The 16,750-nt window shown below is 72.2% G+C and carries 20 protein-coding genes; 11 read left to right on the top strand and 9 right to left on the bottom strand.

What is annotated here, in order from left to right:
• The first annotated feature begins 48 nt into the window (after positions 1–48).
• The 3 genes from BIU96_RS12575 (at position 49) to BIU96_RS12565 (ending at position 4,065) form a co-directional block, all read left to right on the top strand.
• Positions 49–1,356: a hypothetical protein gene (locus BIU96_RS12575; RefSeq protein ID WP_071292962.1), complete on the top strand. Its 1,308-nt coding sequence runs from the start codon at positions 49–51 to the stop codon at positions 1,354–1,356.
• A 289-nt stretch (positions 1,357–1,645) separates the two neighbouring features.
• Positions 1,646–3,286 (top strand): putative Ig domain-containing protein, encoded by a 1,641-nt coding sequence (locus BIU96_RS12570; protein ID WP_071292961.1) that lies wholly within the window; start codon positions 1,646–1,648, stop codon positions 3,284–3,286.
• A 146-nt stretch (positions 3,287–3,432) separates the two neighbouring features.
• A complete protein-coding gene (locus BIU96_RS12565) occupies positions 3,433–4,065 on the top strand; it encodes an FMN-dependent NADH-azoreductase (RefSeq protein ID WP_071292960.1) in 633 nt (210 codons plus the stop codon).
• A gap of 18 nt (positions 4,066–4,083) precedes the next feature.
• Here BIU96_RS12565 and BIU96_RS12560 read toward each other — a convergent pair whose 3' ends face one another.
• The 3 genes from BIU96_RS12560 to BIU96_RS12555 form a co-directional block, all read right to left on the bottom strand.
• The gene (locus BIU96_RS12560) at positions 4,084–4,464 is read right to left on the bottom strand and encodes a hypothetical protein (protein WP_071292959.1); all 381 of its coding nucleotides are present in this window, start codon (positions 4,462–4,464) and stop codon (positions 4,084–4,086) included.
• Between the two features lie 11 nt (positions 4,465–4,475).
• Positions 4,476–4,676: a type II toxin-antitoxin system HicA family toxin gene (locus BIU96_RS19070; protein WP_139200024.1), complete on the bottom strand. Its 201-nt coding sequence runs from the start codon at positions 4,674–4,676 to the stop codon at positions 4,476–4,478.
• Positions 4,677–4,878: 202 nt separating this feature from the next.
• The gene (locus BIU96_RS12555; RefSeq protein ID WP_175477540.1) at positions 4,879–5,922 is read right to left on the bottom strand and encodes an MBL fold metallo-hydrolase; all 1,044 of its coding nucleotides are present in this window, start codon (positions 5,920–5,922) and stop codon (positions 4,879–4,881) included.
• 99 nt (positions 5,923–6,021) lie between these two features.
• Here BIU96_RS12555 and BIU96_RS12550 point away from each other — a divergent pair, with 99 nt between their 5' ends.
• Both BIU96_RS12550 and BIU96_RS19885 read left to right on the top strand, forming a co-directional pair.
• Positions 6,022–7,065, top strand: a complete 1,044-nt coding sequence (locus BIU96_RS12550) for an ATP-dependent DNA ligase (RefSeq protein ID WP_071292958.1) — start codon at positions 6,022–6,024, stop codon at positions 7,063–7,065.
• A gap of 109 nt (positions 7,066–7,174) precedes the next feature.
• Positions 7,175–7,318 carry a hypothetical protein gene (locus BIU96_RS19885; protein ID WP_175477539.1) on the top strand — a complete coding sequence of 48 codons (144 nt, stop codon included), beginning with the start codon at positions 7,175–7,177 and terminating at the stop codon, positions 7,316–7,318.
• Positions 7,319–7,326: 8 nt separating this feature from the next.
• Here the strand turns inward: BIU96_RS19885 and ligD are convergent, their stop codons facing one another.
• Positions 7,327–8,346: a non-homologous end-joining DNA ligase gene (gene ligD / locus BIU96_RS12545; protein WP_071292957.1), complete on the bottom strand. Its 1,020-nt coding sequence runs from the start codon at positions 8,344–8,346 to the stop codon at positions 7,327–7,329.
• Positions 8,347–8,485: 139 nt separating this feature from the next.
• Between ligD and BIU96_RS12540 the strand changes: the two genes are divergently transcribed.
• From BIU96_RS12540 to BIU96_RS12530, 3 genes are read left to right on the top strand one after another with little or no spacing between them, the layout of a single operon-like run.
• Positions 8,486–9,322: a DUF429 domain-containing protein gene (locus tag BIU96_RS12540; protein WP_071292956.1), complete on the top strand. Its 837-nt coding sequence runs from the start codon at positions 8,486–8,488 to the stop codon at positions 9,320–9,322.
• A 9-nt stretch (positions 9,323–9,331) separates the two neighbouring features.
• Positions 9,332–10,534 (top strand): glycosyltransferase, encoded by a 1,203-nt coding sequence (locus tag BIU96_RS12535; protein ID WP_071292955.1) that lies wholly within the window; start codon positions 9,332–9,334, stop codon positions 10,532–10,534.
• A complete protein-coding gene (locus tag BIU96_RS12530; protein ID WP_071292954.1) occupies positions 10,531–11,178 on the top strand; it encodes a hypothetical protein in 648 nt (215 codons plus the stop codon). The genes BIU96_RS12535 and BIU96_RS12530 overlap by 4 nt, the downstream gene beginning before the upstream one ends.
• Positions 11,179–11,211: 33 nt before the next feature.
• Here BIU96_RS12530 and BIU96_RS12525 read toward each other — a convergent pair whose 3' ends face one another.
• Positions 11,212–11,640 carry a hypothetical protein gene (locus BIU96_RS12525; RefSeq protein WP_071292953.1) on the bottom strand — a complete coding sequence of 143 codons (429 nt, stop codon included), beginning with the start codon at positions 11,638–11,640 and terminating at the stop codon, positions 11,212–11,214.
• A gap of 132 nt (positions 11,641–11,772) precedes the next feature.
• Between BIU96_RS12525 and BIU96_RS12520 the strand changes: the two genes are divergently transcribed.
• On the top strand, positions 11,773–13,239 hold the full coding sequence (locus tag BIU96_RS12520; RefSeq protein WP_071292952.1) for an APC family permease: 1,467 nt from the start codon (positions 11,773–11,775) through the stop codon (positions 13,237–13,239).
• 127 nt (positions 13,240–13,366) lie between these two features.
• Positions 13,367–13,987 carry a hypothetical protein gene (locus BIU96_RS12515; protein ID WP_071292951.1) on the top strand — a complete coding sequence of 207 codons (621 nt, stop codon included), beginning with the start codon at positions 13,367–13,369 and terminating at the stop codon, positions 13,985–13,987.
• Positions 13,988–13,995: 8 nt separating this feature from the next.
• On the opposite strand, the gene BIU96_RS12510 is transcribed toward BIU96_RS12515, so the two are convergent.
• From BIU96_RS12510 to BIU96_RS12500, 3 genes are all read right to left on the bottom strand, one after another.
• The gene (locus BIU96_RS12510; protein ID WP_139200017.1) at positions 13,996–14,448 is read right to left on the bottom strand and encodes a hypothetical protein; all 453 of its coding nucleotides are present in this window, start codon (positions 14,446–14,448) and stop codon (positions 13,996–13,998) included.
• A gap of 114 nt (positions 14,449–14,562) precedes the next feature.
• Positions 14,563–14,883 (bottom strand): hypothetical protein, encoded by a 321-nt coding sequence (locus BIU96_RS19485; RefSeq protein WP_139200015.1) that lies wholly within the window; start codon positions 14,881–14,883, stop codon positions 14,563–14,565.
• Between the two features lie 203 nt (positions 14,884–15,086).
• Positions 15,087–15,467 carry a hypothetical protein gene (locus BIU96_RS12500; protein ID WP_071292949.1) on the bottom strand — a complete coding sequence of 127 codons (381 nt, stop codon included), beginning with the start codon at positions 15,465–15,467 and terminating at the stop codon, positions 15,087–15,089.
• Between the two features lie 96 nt (positions 15,468–15,563).
• Here BIU96_RS12500 and BIU96_RS12495 point away from each other — a divergent pair, with 96 nt between their 5' ends.
• Entirely contained in the window at positions 15,564–15,896 is a 333-nt protein-coding gene (locus BIU96_RS12495; RefSeq protein WP_071292948.1) for a hypothetical protein, read from the top strand.
• Between the two features lie 51 nt (positions 15,897–15,947).
• On the opposite strand, the gene BIU96_RS12490 is transcribed toward BIU96_RS12495, so the two are convergent.
• Positions 15,948–16,436, bottom strand: coding sequence for a DUF427 domain-containing protein (locus BIU96_RS12490; RefSeq protein WP_071292947.1), 489 nt, complete (start codon positions 16,434–16,436; stop codon positions 15,948–15,950).
• Between the last annotated feature and the right edge of the window lie 314 nt (positions 16,437–16,750).

Here is a 16,750-nt window from a genome sequence, read left to right as displayed (position 1 = left end):
GGTCGTACTGTCAGCGGTGTCGGAACACTCGAGTCCCAGGGGGATCCCATGCACCTGCCCACCATGCCGCCGATCCGGCGGGTCGCCGTCATCGGGGCGACCGTCGCCCTCGTCACGGTCGCCTCCGTGACGGGGGTCGCGACCGTCGCCTCGGCTGCTCCGGCTTCGCCGAACGCCGCCCCGACCGCGACCCAGACGCCGACCCAGACACCAACCCAGACGCCCCGCGCGACACCCCCCGCGGGCAGCGACCTCGCGTTCACGGAGCCGTCGTCGAAGGCCTCGCCGCTCGCCCTCACCGGGATGGTCGACACGCCCTTCTCGCACACCTTCCACACGACGGGTGGCACCGGCACGGTCGCCTACGCCATCCAGGACTCCCCCTCCCCGGCCTTCACGGTGAACCTCGACACGGGCGTCCTCAGCGGCACCCCGACCACGGCCGGCACGTTCGACTTCGAGGTCGTCGCCCTGAGCGGCTCGACCCAGGTCACCGAGTGGATCCGGCTCACCGTGCAGCCGGCCAGCCTGGCGTTCACCGAACCGTCGACCAAGACCGCGCCCCTGCTGCTGACGGCGACCGCGGGCACGCCCTTCACGCACACGTTCCACACCACCGGCGGCTCGGGTTCGGTCGCCTACGCCATCCAGGACTCCCCCTCGCAGCTCCTGTCCGTGAACGTCGAGACCGGGGTCCTGACCAGCACCGCGACCGACGCGGGCACGTACTCGTTCGAGGTCGTCGCCCTGAGCGGCTCGACCCAGGTGACGGAGTGGGTGCGGCTCACCGTGCGACCCGGCGCGCCCGTGGGCGTCGCGTCGTTCGTCACCACCGGTTCGACGAAGGACCCGTCGTGGGCGGTCGCGCCGAACGGCACCATCACCCAGTACGGCCCGGCCGGCTCCACCACGCAGCGCACCGTCGCCTCGATCCCGGTGCGACAGGGCGGCACGCTGGACGTCGGCGGCCTCGCGGTCGACCGCTTCGGGAACCGCACGACCGTCTGGACCGGAGCCGGGGTCCCGCGCTCGACCGTCACCAGCTCGATCGGGTCGGACCGGATCACGTGGCTCCCCGCGGAGTACGTGTCGTCCGTGACCTTCCCGCACGCCTCGGACCACCGCCTGACGGTCCGCGAGGGTGGCGTCTCGACGTCGTTCGTGGTCGCCGTGCAGCCGGTCGCCAGCGTGGGGACCACCACTCCGGCGAGCGCCACGACCACCACCGGTACCGGGGCCGGCAGCCAGCTGGCCTACACCGGGGCCGACGAGCGCGGGCCGATCGGCTGGGCGCTCGGGCTGCTCGCTGCCGGGGCGGGGCTGCTCGTGCTGCGCCTGCGCCGCCTCCAGCGCTGAGGTCGCGCGCGCTGCGTGCACCCCGTGCACCCCGTGCACCCCGTGCACCCCGTGCGCCCCGTCGAGGGAGCAGGAATCGTCGAGTCGCTCGTGCTGACCCGACGATTTCTGCTCCCTCGACTGCTGCGCCCACCCCACTCCACCCCGCCCCACCCCCAAGCCGGGTCACATTTGCTCCGGCACCGTCGGCCACGCGCGCGGATACCCGTACGATCCGAGCACGACCGAGAACTCTCGGCGGATTCTTACGATCCGGCACCCGACCGGACCTGAACACCTGGGGGACGACGTGCGCCGCAGCACATCCGCCGCCCGACGCGCCTGCGCCGTCGGCACCACCATCGCTCTCATCGGTCTGACCACCGGCCTCGGCATCATGACGGCGACCTCCGCGTCGGCCGCCGAGACCGAGCCGTCCGTGTCCGCTCCGTCCGTGTCCGCCCCCGCGACGGCCGGCGACACCTCGGCCGACAACACCCCCGCCGACAACACCCCGGACGGCACCGCGCCCACCGGCGGCTCCGAGTCCACCGGCCCGGCAGCCGACTCCGGCTCCGGCAGCAGCGACACTTCTGGGTCCGGTGACACCGGATCCACCACTCCCGGAGACAGCAGCACCGGCACGCCGGGCACCGGCACCCCCGGTGACGGCTCGACCGCCACCGGCCCCGTCACGCCGCCGAGCACCACCCCGGCGACGACCCCGGCCGCGCCGGACGACCAGCCGACGAAGAGCGTCCGGGCCTCCGCCGTGCAGACGGCCACGATCGAGGGCGACCTCACCGTCGGCTCGCTGCTGCAAGCCGCCGACGAGGGCTTCACGAGCGACTCGCTCGACTACGTCTGGACCGACGAGGCGGGGACGACCCTGTCGAAGCGTCAGACCTACACGATCGCTCCGGCACTCGCGGGGCAGCGCATCACCGTCACCGTGACGAGTGACGTCCCCGACGAGAAGGCCACCGCCGTCACGGAGACCGCCATCGCCCCGGTCTTCGTGGACGAGGACGGCCAGCCGATCTCCGACGACGACAGCGACGCGTACATCGAGACGAAGGCGGGCGAGGCGTTCTCGACCACCTTCCGCGCACTCAGCACGCCGGCACCGGCCCTCTCCATCACGTGGTCCGACGACGACGGCGAGGAGACGACGAAGGCCCCGGCCGGTGTCGCCTTCGACCCGAAGACCGGCGTCCTCTCCGGCACGCTGACCGATGCGCTGGAGTACTACGACTTCACCGTCACCGCGACGACGACGACCCCCTCGGGAGTCGTGTCGACCGACCAGTACGGCGAGATCCTCGTCGAGGCCGGCGACCCCGTCGGCATCGAGGTCCTGTCGATCGACAAGGACGGTCTCGAAGCCGGCACGACCACGAGCGCGTGGGTCATCCACCCGAACGGCGACGTGTACACGGAGGACCTCCGCGGCGACACCGAGCCGGTCAAGGGCGGCCAGGTCACCGTGCAGCAGGGCGGCACGCTCGCCGTCGGCGCCACGAAGGTCGACCGCTTCGGCAACCCGACCTTCCCGGACTTCAACGAGGAGACCGGCGAGCCGATCTTCTTCACGCCGACCGTGACCTCGGACGTCGCGACGGACGTCATCGCGGCCGACCCCGACCTCGGTGAGGTCGGCTACGTCAGCGTCACGTTCCCGCACGCCTCCACGCACACCCTGACGGTGTCCGGCGCCTCGCTGCCGAGCACGTCCTTCACGGTGGACGTGCGCCCGAACGCGGTGCCGGCCGTCGTGCCGGCCCAGCCGGTCGTCCCGGCCGCCGTCACGACCCACCACGTCGGCTCCGGCCGCCTCGCCTACACCGGCACCGACTCGACGAGCGCCCTCCCCTGGGCCCTCGGTCTCGTCCTCGCCGGCATCGGCCTCATCGGCGCACGCACGCTGCGCCGCCGTCACGCCCAGCGCTGACCCCCGTCGTCTCCCGTCAGTCGCGTGCCCGCGTGGCTGACGGGAGGCCCTCCTCGGCCCCGCCCCGCCCGGCACCGGTTCACCGGTCACGGCGCGGCGGGGCCGTTCCCGTCACCGGGCGGTCCGGGATCGGTAGCGTTGGGTGCATGCCCACCCTGCTGCACATCGACTCCTCGGCCGACCTCGCGCACTCCCGCTCCCGCGCACTCACCGCCGCCTTCGCCGACGCCTGGCGCGCACGCGGCCCGGAGTACACCGTGGTGCGCCGGGACCTCCACGTCGACCAGCTGCCGCACCTCGAGACGTCGGCCCTGCACTGGGCAGCGGCGGACCGCACCGCGGACGAGACCGTCGCGCCCGAGGCCGACGCGCTCCGCCAGGAGGTCATCGACGAGCTCCTGGCCGCCGACGTGGTCGTCGTCGGCGCGCCGCTCTACAACTACACGGTGCCGTCGACGCTGAAGGCCTGGATCGACCGCGTCCACATCCCCGGGGTCCTGACCGGCGGTGTGCAGCCCCTCGCCGGACGTCCGGTGGTCACGGTCGTCAGCCGCGGCGCCACCTACGACGCCGGTACACCGACGGAGGACTGGGACCACGGTTCGCCGGTCCTGCACCTCATCCTCGGCACCGCGCTCGGCATGAAGCTCTACCCCGTCACGGTGAGCGCGACCCTGGCCGACCGGCTGCCGGACCTCGCACCGCTCGCCGAGCACACCCACGCCGAGTTCGCCGACGCGAAGACCACCCTCGAGCGTCTGGCCGCCACCCTCGCCTGACGCCGGTCGGGCGGGCGCTCAGGACGCGTTCGCGAGTTGATGGACGCGCTGGGCCGACAACCCGAGCACGGACGCCATCTCGGTGTACGTGTAGCCCTGCTCGCGCATCCGGGCCACGACGTTCCGCGCGAGTCGGGCTGCCTCGGCAGCGTCCACCCGGGCGTGCTCGGCGAGGGCACGAGACGCCTCCCACTCAGCGCGCGCATCATCGGGCAGGACGAACTCGACGTCGATCGCGACGTCGTCCTCGGACACGTCGAGCGTCAGGGCAACGCACTCGCGGGCCATCCACTCGACGTCAGCGACCCGGCGCGCCTGCGTGACCGCACCCGCGGCCGGGATCTCGATCGACCACCAGCGGCCCTCGCGGTGTGCCGTCGCGCGGTAGGTCGTGGTCATGGTTCCTCCGATCATCGCCAGCCGTCCGGTGCATCCGGGATGACCCGGAGCAGCTGGCGCACGACACCAGGGCTGACTTCTCGGTGTCGCGGCAGGACGAGTCGTCCGCCGTCGGGCCCGCACCAGACCTCGTGACTGCCGCGCACGCGATCGAGCCACCATCCTCGGTGCCGGAGGAAGGCGATGACTGCCCGGTGGGGAACGGCTCGCACCACTTTATCAACCCCTCCTTGTCACGTCCATCAAGTGCTACTAGAAGAAAGCAGCACCAGGACGATCGTGACGGATCCCGACCAGCCGGGGTCGCGCACGAGCGTGGTCTGTGGACGACCGAGTCGAGCCGCCGACCTGTGGAGGAACGGCCAGGAGCGACGGTCAGGAGCGACGGTCAGGCGGAGCGGTCAGGCGGGGCGGTCAGGCGGAGCGGACCTCGCCGGCCCGACCGAGCAGCGCCGCGTGGTACGCCGTCTGCGTCAGGGCACTCGCGAGCAGGAACCCGGTCATCGTCTCGATCCCGCCGCTGAACGGCACGCGCGCCGCGACCTCGAACAGGGTCGGCTCGTGCAGCGTGTCGAGCGCCTCGGCGACGTGCCGGGACCGCTCCTCGCGGTGCCGCGCCAGGGTCTGCGCACGTGCGACGACCCCTCGGAACCGGTACTCGTGGCCCGGGCAGACCTCGAGGTGGTCCATGCCGGCGAGCAGTTCGAGCGACGCGAGGTAGTCGCCGAGCGGGTTCGTGAGGGTTCGCCCGCCGAGCCCGATCCCGGGGTTGATCCGGGGCAGCACGTGGTCGCCGGTGAAGAGCAGCCCGTCGGCCTCGTCGACGAAGCACACGTGGCCGGCGGTGTGCCCGGGCGTCCAGAGCGCTCGGATCGACCGACCGGCGACGGGGAGCTCGTCGCCGTCCTCGAGCAGCAGGTCCGCGTAGGGCTGCACGAGCCGCCCGAGGCCGATGTGCCGCCCGCTCCCCCATGACTCGACCACGCCGGCGCGCAGCTCGGCCGGCACGCCCCACGTCGCGATCTCGGCGTCGTTCTCCACGGCGTCCTCGCGCTCCCGGCCGAGCGCCTCGACCTCCAGCCGGTGCATCGCGACCCGGGCACCGGTGGCCTTCCGGATCGCGGCCGCGGCGCCCAGGTGGTCGGCGTGCAGGTGCGTGACGGCGACGAGCGAGACGTCCTCGAGGCGACGGCCGATCGACGTCAGGCCGTCGCGCAGCTCGTCGAGGGACCCGTCGCCGCTCCACCCGGGGTCGATCACGGCGAGCGACCCGTCGGTGCCCTCGACCACGTACACGAGGGTCGCGTCGGGCACGCCGAACCGGAAGGGCACGGCGAGGGTCCAGATGCCGGGCCGGACCTCCTCGACGGGCGGCAGGACGCCGTCGCGGAGCGCGGCGGCCTGCACGGGGCTGATCGGTTCCGGTGCCGGCGCTGCCGGCGGTGGCACGGTCGTCACGCGCACCACCCTACTGAGGCGCGCCGACCCGCTCGGGGCGACCCGCGCCTCCAGGCAGTCGCCGCGGGGTCCCGGAGTCGTGACGAGTAGACAGGACCCATGGAGATCGCACCGATGCTCGCCAAGGCCGTCGCGGACGTGCCGGACCCCGACAGCGTGCAGGGCGGCCTGCGGTACGAGCCGAAGTGGGACGGCTTCCGCGGCATCGTGACGATCGACGGCGACGACGTCGAGATCGGCAGCCGGGGCGCGAAGCCGCTCACCCGCTACTTCCCCGAGCTGGTCGAGGCGTTCCGGGCGCAGTTCGGCGGACGCGACCACCCGGTGGTCCTCGACGGCGAGGTGGTGCTCCGCACGGGTGAACCCGGCGCCGAGAAGCTCGACTGGGAGGCGTTGTCGCAGCGGATCCACCCGGCGGCCTCGCGGATCGCGAAGCTCAGCACGGAGACCCCGGCGCAGTTCGTGGCGTTCGACCTGCTGTCGCTCGACGGCGACGACCTCACCGCGCGCCCGTTCGACGACCGGCGCGAGCTGCTCGAGTCGCTCGCGTCGGGCATGTCCGACCCGCTCTTCGTCACCCGGACGACGCTCGACGTCGACCTCGCCCGCGAGTGGCTCACCACGTTCGAGGGCGCCGGGCTCGACGGCGTGGTCGCGAAGCCCCGCGCGAAGGCGTACGAGCCGAACAAGCGCGCGATGCTCAAGGTGAAGCACCACCGCACCGCCGACGTGGTCGCGATCGGCTACCGGGTCCACAAGAGCGGCACCGGCGTCGGCTCCCTGCTCGTGGGCCTGTACGGCGACGACGGTGAGCTGCGGCAAGTGGGCGGCGTCTCCGCCTTCTCCGACAAGCGACGGGTCGCGTTGGTCGAGGAGCTCGACCCGGTGGTCCTGCGGGATGCGGACGGGAGGCCCGTCACCGGTGACGGGGAACGGTCGCGGTTCTCGTCGGGTCGCGACACGTCGTTCGTCCGGCTCGCGCCGGAGCGGGTTCTGGAGGTCCGGTACGACCAGATGGAGGGCGACCGCTTCCGGCACACGGTGCAGTTCGAGCGGTGGCGCCCCGACCGCGAAGCGCGCTCGTGCGGGTTCGACCAGCTCGAGGTCCCGGCCGCCTACGACCTGCGAGACGTCCTCAACTGATCGCTTGTGCTGTCCGATTGACGCTCACTAGGATGAAGGTAGTTAGCCGAACTAGTAACTTCGTCCTCGTGGCCCGGAGCGGCCGCCAGGAGTGAGAACGGAGCGGGACATGATCATCGACGGCATCAGCGACGCGCACCGCGGGACCTGGTCGCGACTGACGCGGCTGCACACCGCAAGCGTCTCGCTGCCGACGCAGACCACGCGGGTCATGGAACCGAAGCTGGTCGGCGAAGAGACCGCCGCCGCGTAGCTCCGGTGTCAGGACTTCTTCGCGCGGCTCGGCTGCACGCGGGGCGGTTCGCCCGGCATCTTCGGGAAGTCCGGCGGGAACGGCAACTCCCCCTCGCCGTTCGACAGGTCGCGCTCCCACCACTCGAGGAGCGGCGCGATCGTCCCCGGGTCCTCCCCCATCGACTCCCACGGGTCACCCGTCGTCGCGAGTCGATCGGGCACCGTCCGGATCGTGAAGGTCGTCGGGTCGGCGGAGTCGAGTTCCTCCCACGCGATCGGCGTCGACACCGCGGCGTGCGCCAGGGCACGTGGGCTGTAGGCCCCCGCCATCGTGCGGTCGCGGTTCGCCTGGTTGAAGTCCACGAAGACGCGCTGCCCCCGCTCCTCCTTCCACCACGCCGTCGTCACCCGGTCCGGCATCCGCCGTTCGAGCTCCCGCGCCGCCGCGATCACCGCATGCCGCACGTCGAGGAACTCGTGCTCCGGACGGATCGGCGCGAACACGTGCAGGCCGCGGTTGCCGCTCGTCTTGATCCACGCCGTGAGCCCCACCTCGGCCAGCACCTTCCGGAGCTCGTGCGCGATCGGCACGGTGTCGTGGAAGTCCGTCCCCGGCTGCGGGTCGAGGTCGATCCGGAGCTGGTCCGGGTGGTCGCTGTCCTCGGCACGTGAGGCCCACGGGTGGAAGACCACCGTGTTCATCTGCGCCGCCCACACCGCCACCGCCGGCTCGTCGACCACGAGCTGCGGGTGGCTCCGGGCGCTCGGGTAGGTCACCGTCACGGCGCGGACGTAGTCGGGTGCGCCCTTCGGCGGGTTCTTCGAGAAGAACTGCTCGCCGTCGACACCACCGGGGAACCGCTGCAGCGAGATCGGCCGGTCGCCGTTCGCCCGGACGAAGGCGTCGCCCACGGTGACGAGGTACTCCGCGAGGTCGAGCTTCGTGATGCCGGGCTCCGGCCAGAGCACGCGGGAGGGGCTGCTGATCCGGACCTCGCGGTAGCCGTCGGGCCCGGGCACGGTCAGCACCGTCGCTTCGCTCGCCATGCTGGGGAAGCTACACGTGCGCGGGCGGCGTGCCCGCAGGGAGGGTCCCATCCCGTCGAGGGAGCAGGAATCGTCGGGTCGTTCGCGGCCACCCGACGATTCCTGCTCCCCCGACCGGCGCAGCGTGCACGATGGACGAGTGACGGCGTACCTCGGGGTGGACCTGGCGTGGGGGCTCGGCTCGGAGCGGAAGCCCGCGAACGAGACCGGCCTCGTCGCCACGGACGCGGACGGCACGATCACGGACGCCGGGTGGGCTCGCGGGGTCGACGCCGTGACCGAGTGGATCGCAGAGCACCTCGGCCCGCGCACCGTGATCGCCGTCGACGCCTCGCTCGTGGTGACGAACCCCACCGGCATCCGCGAGGCCGAGCGGCAGGTCGGCCAGCGCTACGGCCGGTGGAAGGTCGCCGCGAACCCGACGAACCTCGGCTCCGCGGCGAGCGCCGGCGCCCGCCTGCTCGAGCGGCTCACCGCGCTGGGCGTCGGGTACGTCTCGGACACCGCGGCGATGCACGCGCGCACCGGCCCCGTGGCGTTCGAGTGCTACCCGTACACGACCCTCGTCGGGGTCGAGGAGCTCGGCTACGACGTGGAGCGGCCGCGCTACAAGCGGCTCGACCTGCGTGTGCCGGCCGCAGTCGCCCGGGCGCGGCGGGCGGAGGCGTTCGACGAGCTCGTCCGGCGGCTGCGCGAGACGCCGCTCGACCCACCGCTGCTGCTCGACTCGCACCCCCTGACGGCCGGGCTCGCCGAGCCCTCCGGGATCCACGGGCCGACGCACAAGCACCGGGAGGACCTGCTGGACGGTGCCCTCTGCGCCTGGACCGCCGCGTTCTGGGACCGGCACGGCGACGACCGGGTGCAGATCCTGGGAGGTGACCCGCGCCTCCCGGCAGACCCGCTGGACGAGGCGGGCCGGAAGCCCGTCGTGGTGGCGCCCGCGCGCCCGTCGCAGCGGCGCCCGCGCGGCTAGTCTGGACCGGTGAGCACCACCACCGAACCCCTGCGCATCGGGTTGGTGTCGTTGCACACCTCCCCCGGCGACGAACCCGGCTCGGGCGAGGTCGGCGGCATGAACGTCGTCGTCCGGCACCAGGCCGAGGCCCTCGCCGACCGCGGCCACCACGTCGACATCATCACGCGCCGCTCGTCCCCGACGCAGCCGGACTCGGTGTCGCTCGTGCCCGGCGTCTGCCTGCGGTTCCTGTCCGCCGGACCCGCCGAGCCGGTGCCGAAGGGCGAGCACGACGCGTTCATCGAACCGTTCCGCCACGAGCTCGAGCGCCTCGGTCCCTTCGACGTGCTGCACTCGCACCACTGGTTCTCCGGTGCCGCGGCCCTGCCCGTCGCCCGCGAACGCGGCATCCCGCACGTGCAGTCCTTCCACTCCATCGCCGCCGACCCCGAGACGCCGCTGTCCGAGGGTGAGCGCCCCGAGTCCGCCGGCCGCATCGCCGGCGAAGAACTGCTGGCACGCGAGTCCGACGCCGTCGTCGTGGTCTCCGAGGCCGAGGCGTCGACCGTGCGCCACCGACTCGGCGCCGACGACGCCCGGGTCTGGATCGTGCCGCCGGGGGTCGACGGGTCCGTCTTCCGTCCCGCTGCGAGCGGCGCGCGCCGCGCCGACGTCCCCTACGTGGTCGCCGCGGCACGCGTCCAGCCGCTGAAGGGCCTGGACCTCGCGATCGAAGCGATCGCCGGCATCAGCCTGGAGGCGCGCCCCACCCTCGTCATCGCCGGGGACGCCTCGAGCGAGGCGGGCGACTACGTGGACGAACTGCGCCGGCTCGCCGCCGCGCACGGCATCGCCGACCGCGTCACCTTCATCGGTCCGCAGTCACGGGCCGACCTGGCGTTCCTGTTCCGCGGCTCGGCAGCCGTGCTCGTCCCGTCGCACTCCGAGACCTACGGGCTCGTCGCGCTCGAGGGGTCCGCTTCCGGGGTGCCGGTCGTCGCCGCCGCTGCCGGTGGACTGCGCGAGGCCGTGGTCGACGGCGAGACCGGGGTCGTGCTCGAGTCGCGGGACCCGGAGGTGTGGGCCGCGGAGATCGAGCGGATCCTGACGGACTCGGCGTACGCGGCCGGGCTGGCCGCAGCCGGTCGGGAGCACGCGGAGCGTCTCAGCTGGGAGCGGTCGGCCGGCGGACTCGAGGACGTCTACCGCCGGGTGCTCGCACGCTCGTGAGCGGGGGCAGGGGCAACGGCCGCAGGGGTCGTGGCGCGGGTCGCTTCGACGCGTTCTGGGCGGCGCTCGACGCCGTGCCCGTCGCGGACGACGCCGAGGCGCTGTACGACGTCGCGACGGCCGAGGGGCGCCTGCGACGGGAGAACCTGACCCGCTACCTGTCGCTCGTCGGCGAGGGGGCGGACACGCTGCTCGTCGCCGAGGCTCCCGGCTGGCGTGGCATGACGAACACTGGAGTGCCGTTCACGAGCACGCGCGAGCTCGGGGCGGAGTACCTCGTGCCTCCGGAGCCGACCGCTCCGTGGGAGGCGTCGTCGCGGGTGGTGCACGCTGCCCTGGCGGACTGGCGTGGCCCGCTGCCCCTGGCGTGGGCGATCTTCCCCCACCATCCGTTCGCCGGCTCCGACCGACTGACGAACCGCACGCCGCGGCCGGCCGAGGTCCGCGACGGGGCGCCCGCCGCGCTCGAGCTGCTGGCGGCGCTCGGTGCCGGTCGGGGCGGGCCCGGGGCCGTTCGCGTGGTCGCGGTCGGGCGGAAGGCGCAGGGTGCCTTGGCGACGGCGGGCATCGAGGCCGTGGCGGTGCGGCACCCGGCGCAGGGCGGCGCGACGCAGTTCACCGAGCAGCTGCTCGCGCTGAACTGACGCACTAGGCCGCCACTGGCGGACCGAGTCGGATCAGGCGGAGCGAACCTCGACGCCCTTCGCTGCCAGGCGCTCGAGCACGTGCGCGGGCAGCGGCGCCGCGGCGTACACGGTCGTGAGTGACGGCAGGTCGAGCACGTCGTCCCAGTTCTGCGGGTCGTAGCGGTCGTCCGAGCCGTCCCAGCCGGGGTGCACGTCCTGCAGGACCTCGAGGTCGGTGTCGACCGTGAGCTCCGTCACGAGGGACAGGTGCGACGGCAGCAGGTCGAGGTCGTCGTAGTACTCGCGCGCCCGGTCGTCCTGCCCTTCGACGTCGAGGTCCTCGTCGCTCTGCTCGTCGTCCTCGCCGTCGTACGGCTCGAGCACGTCGAGGTCGTAACAGAGCACGTCGAGCACGAGCAGCTTCGCGTTGAAGTCGGCGAACTCGATGGGCTCTTCGGTGGTGGTCGACTCGTCGTACATGGCTCGGAGCGTAGCGGCCCCGCCCGTCGGCGTCCGCAGAACGCGTGTCCCCCAGGACACAGCCGTGTTGCGATCAGCGGGGAGCTTCCTGTGAAGGCGGACAGAATGGTGTCCCCCGGAAGAGGCTGACGCATGGCCACCACCAACACAGAGCGCCCGCAACAGGAGCAGACAGAGCTCAAGCGGGTCATCGGTCCCAAACTCCTGCTGCTGTTCATCGTCGGGGACATCCTCGGCACGGGCGTCTACGCGCTCACGGGTCAGGTCGCGGCAGAGGTCGGCGGAGCAGCGTGGCTCCCCTTCCTCATCGCCTTCGCCGTGGCCCTGCTGACCGCGTTCTCGTACCTCGAGCTCGTCACGAAGTACCCGCAGACCGCCGGAGCCGCGTTGTACGTGCACAAGGCGTTCGGAATCCACTTCGTCACGTTCATCGTCACCTTCATCGTGATGTGCTCGGGCATCACCTCGGCGTCGACCGCGTCCAGGGCGTTCGCGGCGAACCTCGGCGCCGGGTTCGGCATCGAGCTGCCGAACGCGGTCGTGATGCTCATCGCGATGGGCTTCATGCTCATGGTGATGGCGATCAACTTCCGCGGGGTGAGCGAGAGCGTGAAGACGAACGTGGTCCTCACCCTCGTGGAGCTCAGCGGCCTCGTGATGGTCATCCTGATCGGCTTCTGGGCGATCGCGGGCGGCAACGCGGACTTCTCGCGCGTGGTGATGTTCGAGACGCCCGAGGACAAGTCCCTGCTGCTGTCGATCTCGACCGCGACGTCGCTCGCGTTCTTCGCGATGGTCGGGTTCGAGGACTCGGTGAACATGGCCGAGGAGACGAAGGACCCCTCCCGCATCTTCCCGAAGGTCATGCTCACCGGCCTCGGCATCACCGCCGTGATCTACGTACTCGTCTCCATCTGCGCCGTCGCCGTCGTGCCGATCGGTGAACTGGCCGGCAACGAGACGCCGCTCGTGACCGTGGTGCAGACCGCCGCACCGGACTTCCCGATCGCGGACCTGCTGCCGTTCATCTCGATGTTCGCGGTCGCCAACACCGCGCTGATCAACATGATGATGGCGTCGCGCCTGCTGTACGGCATGAGCAAGCAGGGCGTCCTGCCCGGCTTCCTCGCCCGCGTCTCGCCGACCCGCCGCACCCCGTCGAACGCGATCGTCTTCACCACCCTGATCTCGCTGCTGCTGATCGGCTGGGTCTCGCTCGATCCCGACTCCCCCATCGTCGTCGTCCTCGGTGGCACGACGTCGCTGCTGCTGCTGTCGGTGTTCGCCGTCGTGAACCTGTCCGTCCTGGTGCTGCGTCGCGACAAGGTCGACCACAAGCACTTCCGCGCCGGTGTGGTCATCCCCGTGATCGGCGTCGTCACCTGCCTGTGGTTGGTCCTGCCGTTCTCGTCCGGCCGTGACCCGCAGCAGTACCAGATCGCGGGCGCGCTGCTCGCGCTCGGTGTCCTGCTCTGGATCGTCACGTGGTTCACGCACGGGCGGAAGCAGACCGACAAGGCCCCGACCGGGCTGGTCACCGAGCCGACGAAGGTCCAGCGCCAGGCGAACGAGCACGACCACGAGCACCGGGACGTCTGAGCCACCCGACCCGACCCGACTCGACCCCGGACCCGGCGACACCCCCGATCGGGCGGGTGCGGTTCCCAGGCGGCGCACGTAGCCTCTTCGTGCTCCGCCTGACCCGCCCCGCCCGAGAGGACCCGCCATGCGCCGCGTCGGCATCACGCTCGCATCGGTCTTCGGTGCGGGCGTCGTCGCGATCGGCATCGGGGTCGTCGTCGTGATCGTCATCGCCGTGAACTCCCTGTCCGGCGCCGCGAAGTCCGCCACCGCCGAGGTGACGCCCACGTGCCCGGACGTCGCCTCGAAGACGATCGGCGGGATCGTCGTGCCCGCCGGACCGGTCGCCGGCTTCTGTCAGGACCGCCTGGTGAACGCCGCGTACGTCATCGCGGCCGCTCAGGCGCTCGGCATCGGCCCGCACACCCAGGCCGTCGGGGTGATGACGGCGATCGGCGAGTCCAGCCTGGTGAACATCGACCACGGCGACGCCGCCGGCCCCGACAGCCGCGGCCTGTTCCAGCAGCGGGACAACGGCGCGTGGGGTACGTACGAGCAGCGGATGGACCCTTACACGGCGGCCTCGATGTTCTACGCGAAGCTCGTCAAGGTCCCCGGGTGGAAGACCATGACTCCGACGCAGATGGCGCACGCGGTGCAGATCAACTCGGACCCGGAGCACTACGCCAAGTTCTGGCCCGAGGCGAAGGCCGTCGTCGAGGGGCTCACCGGCGAGACCGTGCCGGACACCGCCCCGCAGAGCTGACCCGGGCGTCACGACGCGAGGGCGAGCGGTTCGCCGCCGGCGTCGTCCGGCTCGTCGAGGGACACGACCGCCGTCCCGCCGGTGTGCACCGCCACCTGCGCCCGGATGCGGACGCCGTGCTCACGCAGGGCGCACTCGCACGCGTCCACCCACTCCCAGTCGACCGGGAACAGGCGCGACTCGCCCGGTCGCTCCCACACGAGCACCACCTCGGCCGCGGCGAGCTGCTGCACGACGTCGGCCGCGAGCGCCGCGAAGTCCTCGACGTGTTCGTCGGGCTGCCACGGCAGGTCGGAGATGGGCATCACGAACGAGATCGGCACGGCGCGTTCGTCGAGGAACAGCACCCAGCACTGTCGTGTGAGCGGTCGTTCGAGGAGCGCGTCGACGAGGTCCACCACGTCGTCGTCGGTCCGGACCGGGGTGTGGATGAGGCGGTCGAGCATGTCGTTGTCTGGCATGCCCCCAGCGTCGCCGCAAGCCGTCCCGTGCGCCGAGCGGGGCTGGCATCTGTGGAATGATCACCGGCTCCCGCCGCCTGTGGAGGAAGAACCGCCGACGACCGGGAACGGGCGTCAGATGCCGTGCGTGATCGCGCTGTCGACGAGCAGGATCGCCCCGAAGAACACCGCCACGACGGCCGCCATCCCGACCAGCGCGAACGGCCAGGTCAGCTTGCGCCGCACCAGGCGGAGCACGCAGACGACGAGGGTGGCGACGAGCACCAGCGCCACCAGGACCGGGCCGACGGACACGACCGCTCCCCCGAACGCCTCGTCGCAGGTGTTGCCGGGCGACTCGCACGACCCGAACGCGAGCGACAGGAACACGATCCCGCCCCCGGCGACGACCGACTCGGCGGCCAACAGGACCAGCAGCGCCGTGGTGGCGACCACGTCGACGACGCGGCGGCGCCCTGCCAGGGGGTGGCGCGCCTCCCGGCCGAAGGCTGCCGGACCGGACCCGAGCGGATCCGCTGCCGATGCAGCACCCGACGCCGGACCCGACGCAGCACCCGATCCCGGACCCGACGGCGCGTCCGCTCCCGGACCGGCCGCACGTGCCGTCCGACCCGAGCCGACCCCCGCCCGGGCTGCCATCACACTCGCCGCCCGCGCGTCGACCAGAGGGACGCGGCGATGAGCAGCGGCTGCCCGAACAGGCGACCGATGCGCTTCACGTCCGAGTCGAGGCCGAACGCGTCGCGACGGTTCAGCCACTGCGAGAGGTTGCCGGGGAAGACCGCCACGAAGAACAGGGCGGCGACGTTGCCGACGACCCGACGGCTGCGGCGCGGTGCGAGCACCAGGGCGCTGCCGAGGGCGATCTCCGCGACGCCCGAGGCGAGCACGGTGGTGTCCTCGTCGAGCGGGACGAACTCGGGGACCTGCGCGCGGAAGTCCTGCCGGGCGAACGTGAGGTGGCTCGTGCCGGCGAAGACCAGGGCGAGACCGAGCAGGACGCGGAGGAAGGAACGCATGCCTCCATCGTGCCCGTCCGCCCCGGTCACCGACCAACGCTGCCCAGATCGGACACGCTCGAGCGCCACGACGCGCCGCTCGGTAGATTCGGACGCATGGGAGCAGCCGCGCGGGACCACGAGCCACCCGCCGCTCCAGCGACCTTCGCCGTGCTGCTCGGGCCGATCGCGTTCTGGATGGGCATCATCGTGCCCGCCGCGTCGATGGGCCGCCACGTCCTGCTCGGGGCCGCGTTCGGCGTGGTGTGCGTGCTGAGCGGGTGGCGGGCGATCGCGATCGCGGGTCGTCGACGCGCCGTGCGGGTCTGGTCGTGGATCGGGATCGTGATCGGAGGGCTCGGTCTGGTGATGCTCGTGTGGCAGCTGCTCGTGATCGTCACCGGGGGTGCGTTCCCGCCGCCGTTCTGGTCGCCGTACGCCTACCGGTGATCGGGCAGGCGCGAGTGATCGGGCCGGCGCGAGTGATCGCCGACGCCTTCCTCACCAGCCGAGGGTGCCCGGCCCGCCCTTGAACGGCCCGACGACCTTCGACGTGATCCAGCCGCCGTAGAAGTCGCCGTCCTGCGCCTGCACGACCTCGCCGCCTACCTCGCACGAGTCCATCGCGGACGGGTAGATCGCGACCATGTCGCGGAGCACCTCGTACCCCGGCTCCGGGTTCGGGTAGTTCCACGCCGCCCGCGGCGCAACTGTGTCGCCGCTCACCACGTCGAAGTACCGGGCGCGGCCCTTGAACTCGCACATGCTCGAGCCGTCGGCCGGCCGGAGCTCCAGCTCGGCCATCGGCAGGTAGTACACCGGCGGGTGGGAGGTCTCCAGCACCCGCACCGCGGCGGTCGTCTCGGCGATCACGACACCGCCGAGACGCACCACCACGCGCTCGTGCACCGGCTCCACGGCGGGCGGACGCGGGTAGTCCCAGACGGATTCCTGGCCGGCAGCGGGTTCGGTACGGGTGGGTCGTCGCATGGGTCCCGTCTACGCCATGCGCCTGCTGGTTCGCAGTCGCGTCCGTCCCCCGGCTGCTCCGGCCTGGAGGCGCGGCTCCCCTCCGCCCCGCCGGTCACCGCAGGCGTGGCTCGAGTTTCGGGCCCAGCGACAGTTCGCGGGGCAGCGAGCGCGTGAACTGTCGCTCACCACGAAACTCGGCCTCGCCTGCCCCGCCTGCCCGGCCTGGAGGTGCGGCACCCCTCCGCCCCGCCGGTCACCGCCGTCGCCGCCCGAGTTTCGGGCCCAGCGACAGTTCACGGGGCAGCGAGCGCGTGAACTGTCGCTCACCGCGA

Source organism: Curtobacterium sp. MCBA15_008 (assembly GCF_001865065.1).
Lineage (GTDB): Bacteria > Actinomycetota > Actinomycetes > Actinomycetales > Microbacteriaceae > Curtobacterium.
Note: the sequence above shows the minus strand (reverse complement) of the source record. Positions and strands in the feature narration are given on the sequence as shown.

Coding starts and splice junctions, on each gene's coding strand:
- BIU96_RS12575 (WP_071292962.1), top strand. CDS start 49: ATGCACCTGCCCACCATGCCGCCGATCCGGCGGGTCGCCGTCATCGGG.
- BIU96_RS12565 (WP_071292960.1), top strand. CDS start 3,433: ATGCCCACCCTGCTGCACATCGACTCCTCGGCCGACCTCGCGCACTCC.
- BIU96_RS12560 (WP_071292959.1), bottom strand. CDS start 4,464: ATGACCACGACCTACCGCGCGACGGCACACCGCGAGGGCCGCTGGTGG.
- BIU96_RS12550 (WP_071292958.1), top strand. CDS start 6,022: ATGGAGATCGCACCGATGCTCGCCAAGGCCGTCGCGGACGTGCCGGAC.
- BIU96_RS19885 (WP_175477539.1), top strand. CDS start 7,175: ATGATCATCGACGGCATCAGCGACGCGCACCGCGGGACCTGGTCGCGA.
- ligD (WP_071292957.1), bottom strand. CDS start 8,346: ATGGCGAGCGAAGCGACGGTGCTGACCGTGCCCGGGCCCGACGGCTAC.
- BIU96_RS12525 (WP_071292953.1), bottom strand. CDS start 11,640: ATGTACGACGAGTCGACCACCACCGAAGAGCCCATCGAGTTCGCCGAC.
- BIU96_RS12520 (WP_071292952.1), top strand. CDS start 11,773: ATGGCCACCACCAACACAGAGCGCCCGCAACAGGAGCAGACAGAGCTC.
- BIU96_RS12515 (WP_071292951.1), top strand. CDS start 13,367: ATGCGCCGCGTCGGCATCACGCTCGCATCGGTCTTCGGTGCGGGCGTC.
- BIU96_RS12510 (WP_139200017.1), bottom strand. CDS start 14,448: ATGCCAGACAACGACATGCTCGACCGCCTCATCCACACCCCGGTCCGG.
- BIU96_RS12500 (WP_071292949.1), bottom strand. CDS start 15,467: ATGCGTTCCTTCCTCCGCGTCCTGCTCGGTCTCGCCCTGGTCTTCGCC.
- BIU96_RS12495 (WP_071292948.1), top strand. CDS start 15,564: ATGGGAGCAGCCGCGCGGGACCACGAGCCACCCGCCGCTCCAGCGACC.
- BIU96_RS12490 (WP_071292947.1), bottom strand. CDS start 16,436: ATGCGACGACCCACCCGTACCGAACCCGCTGCCGGCCAGGAATCCGTC.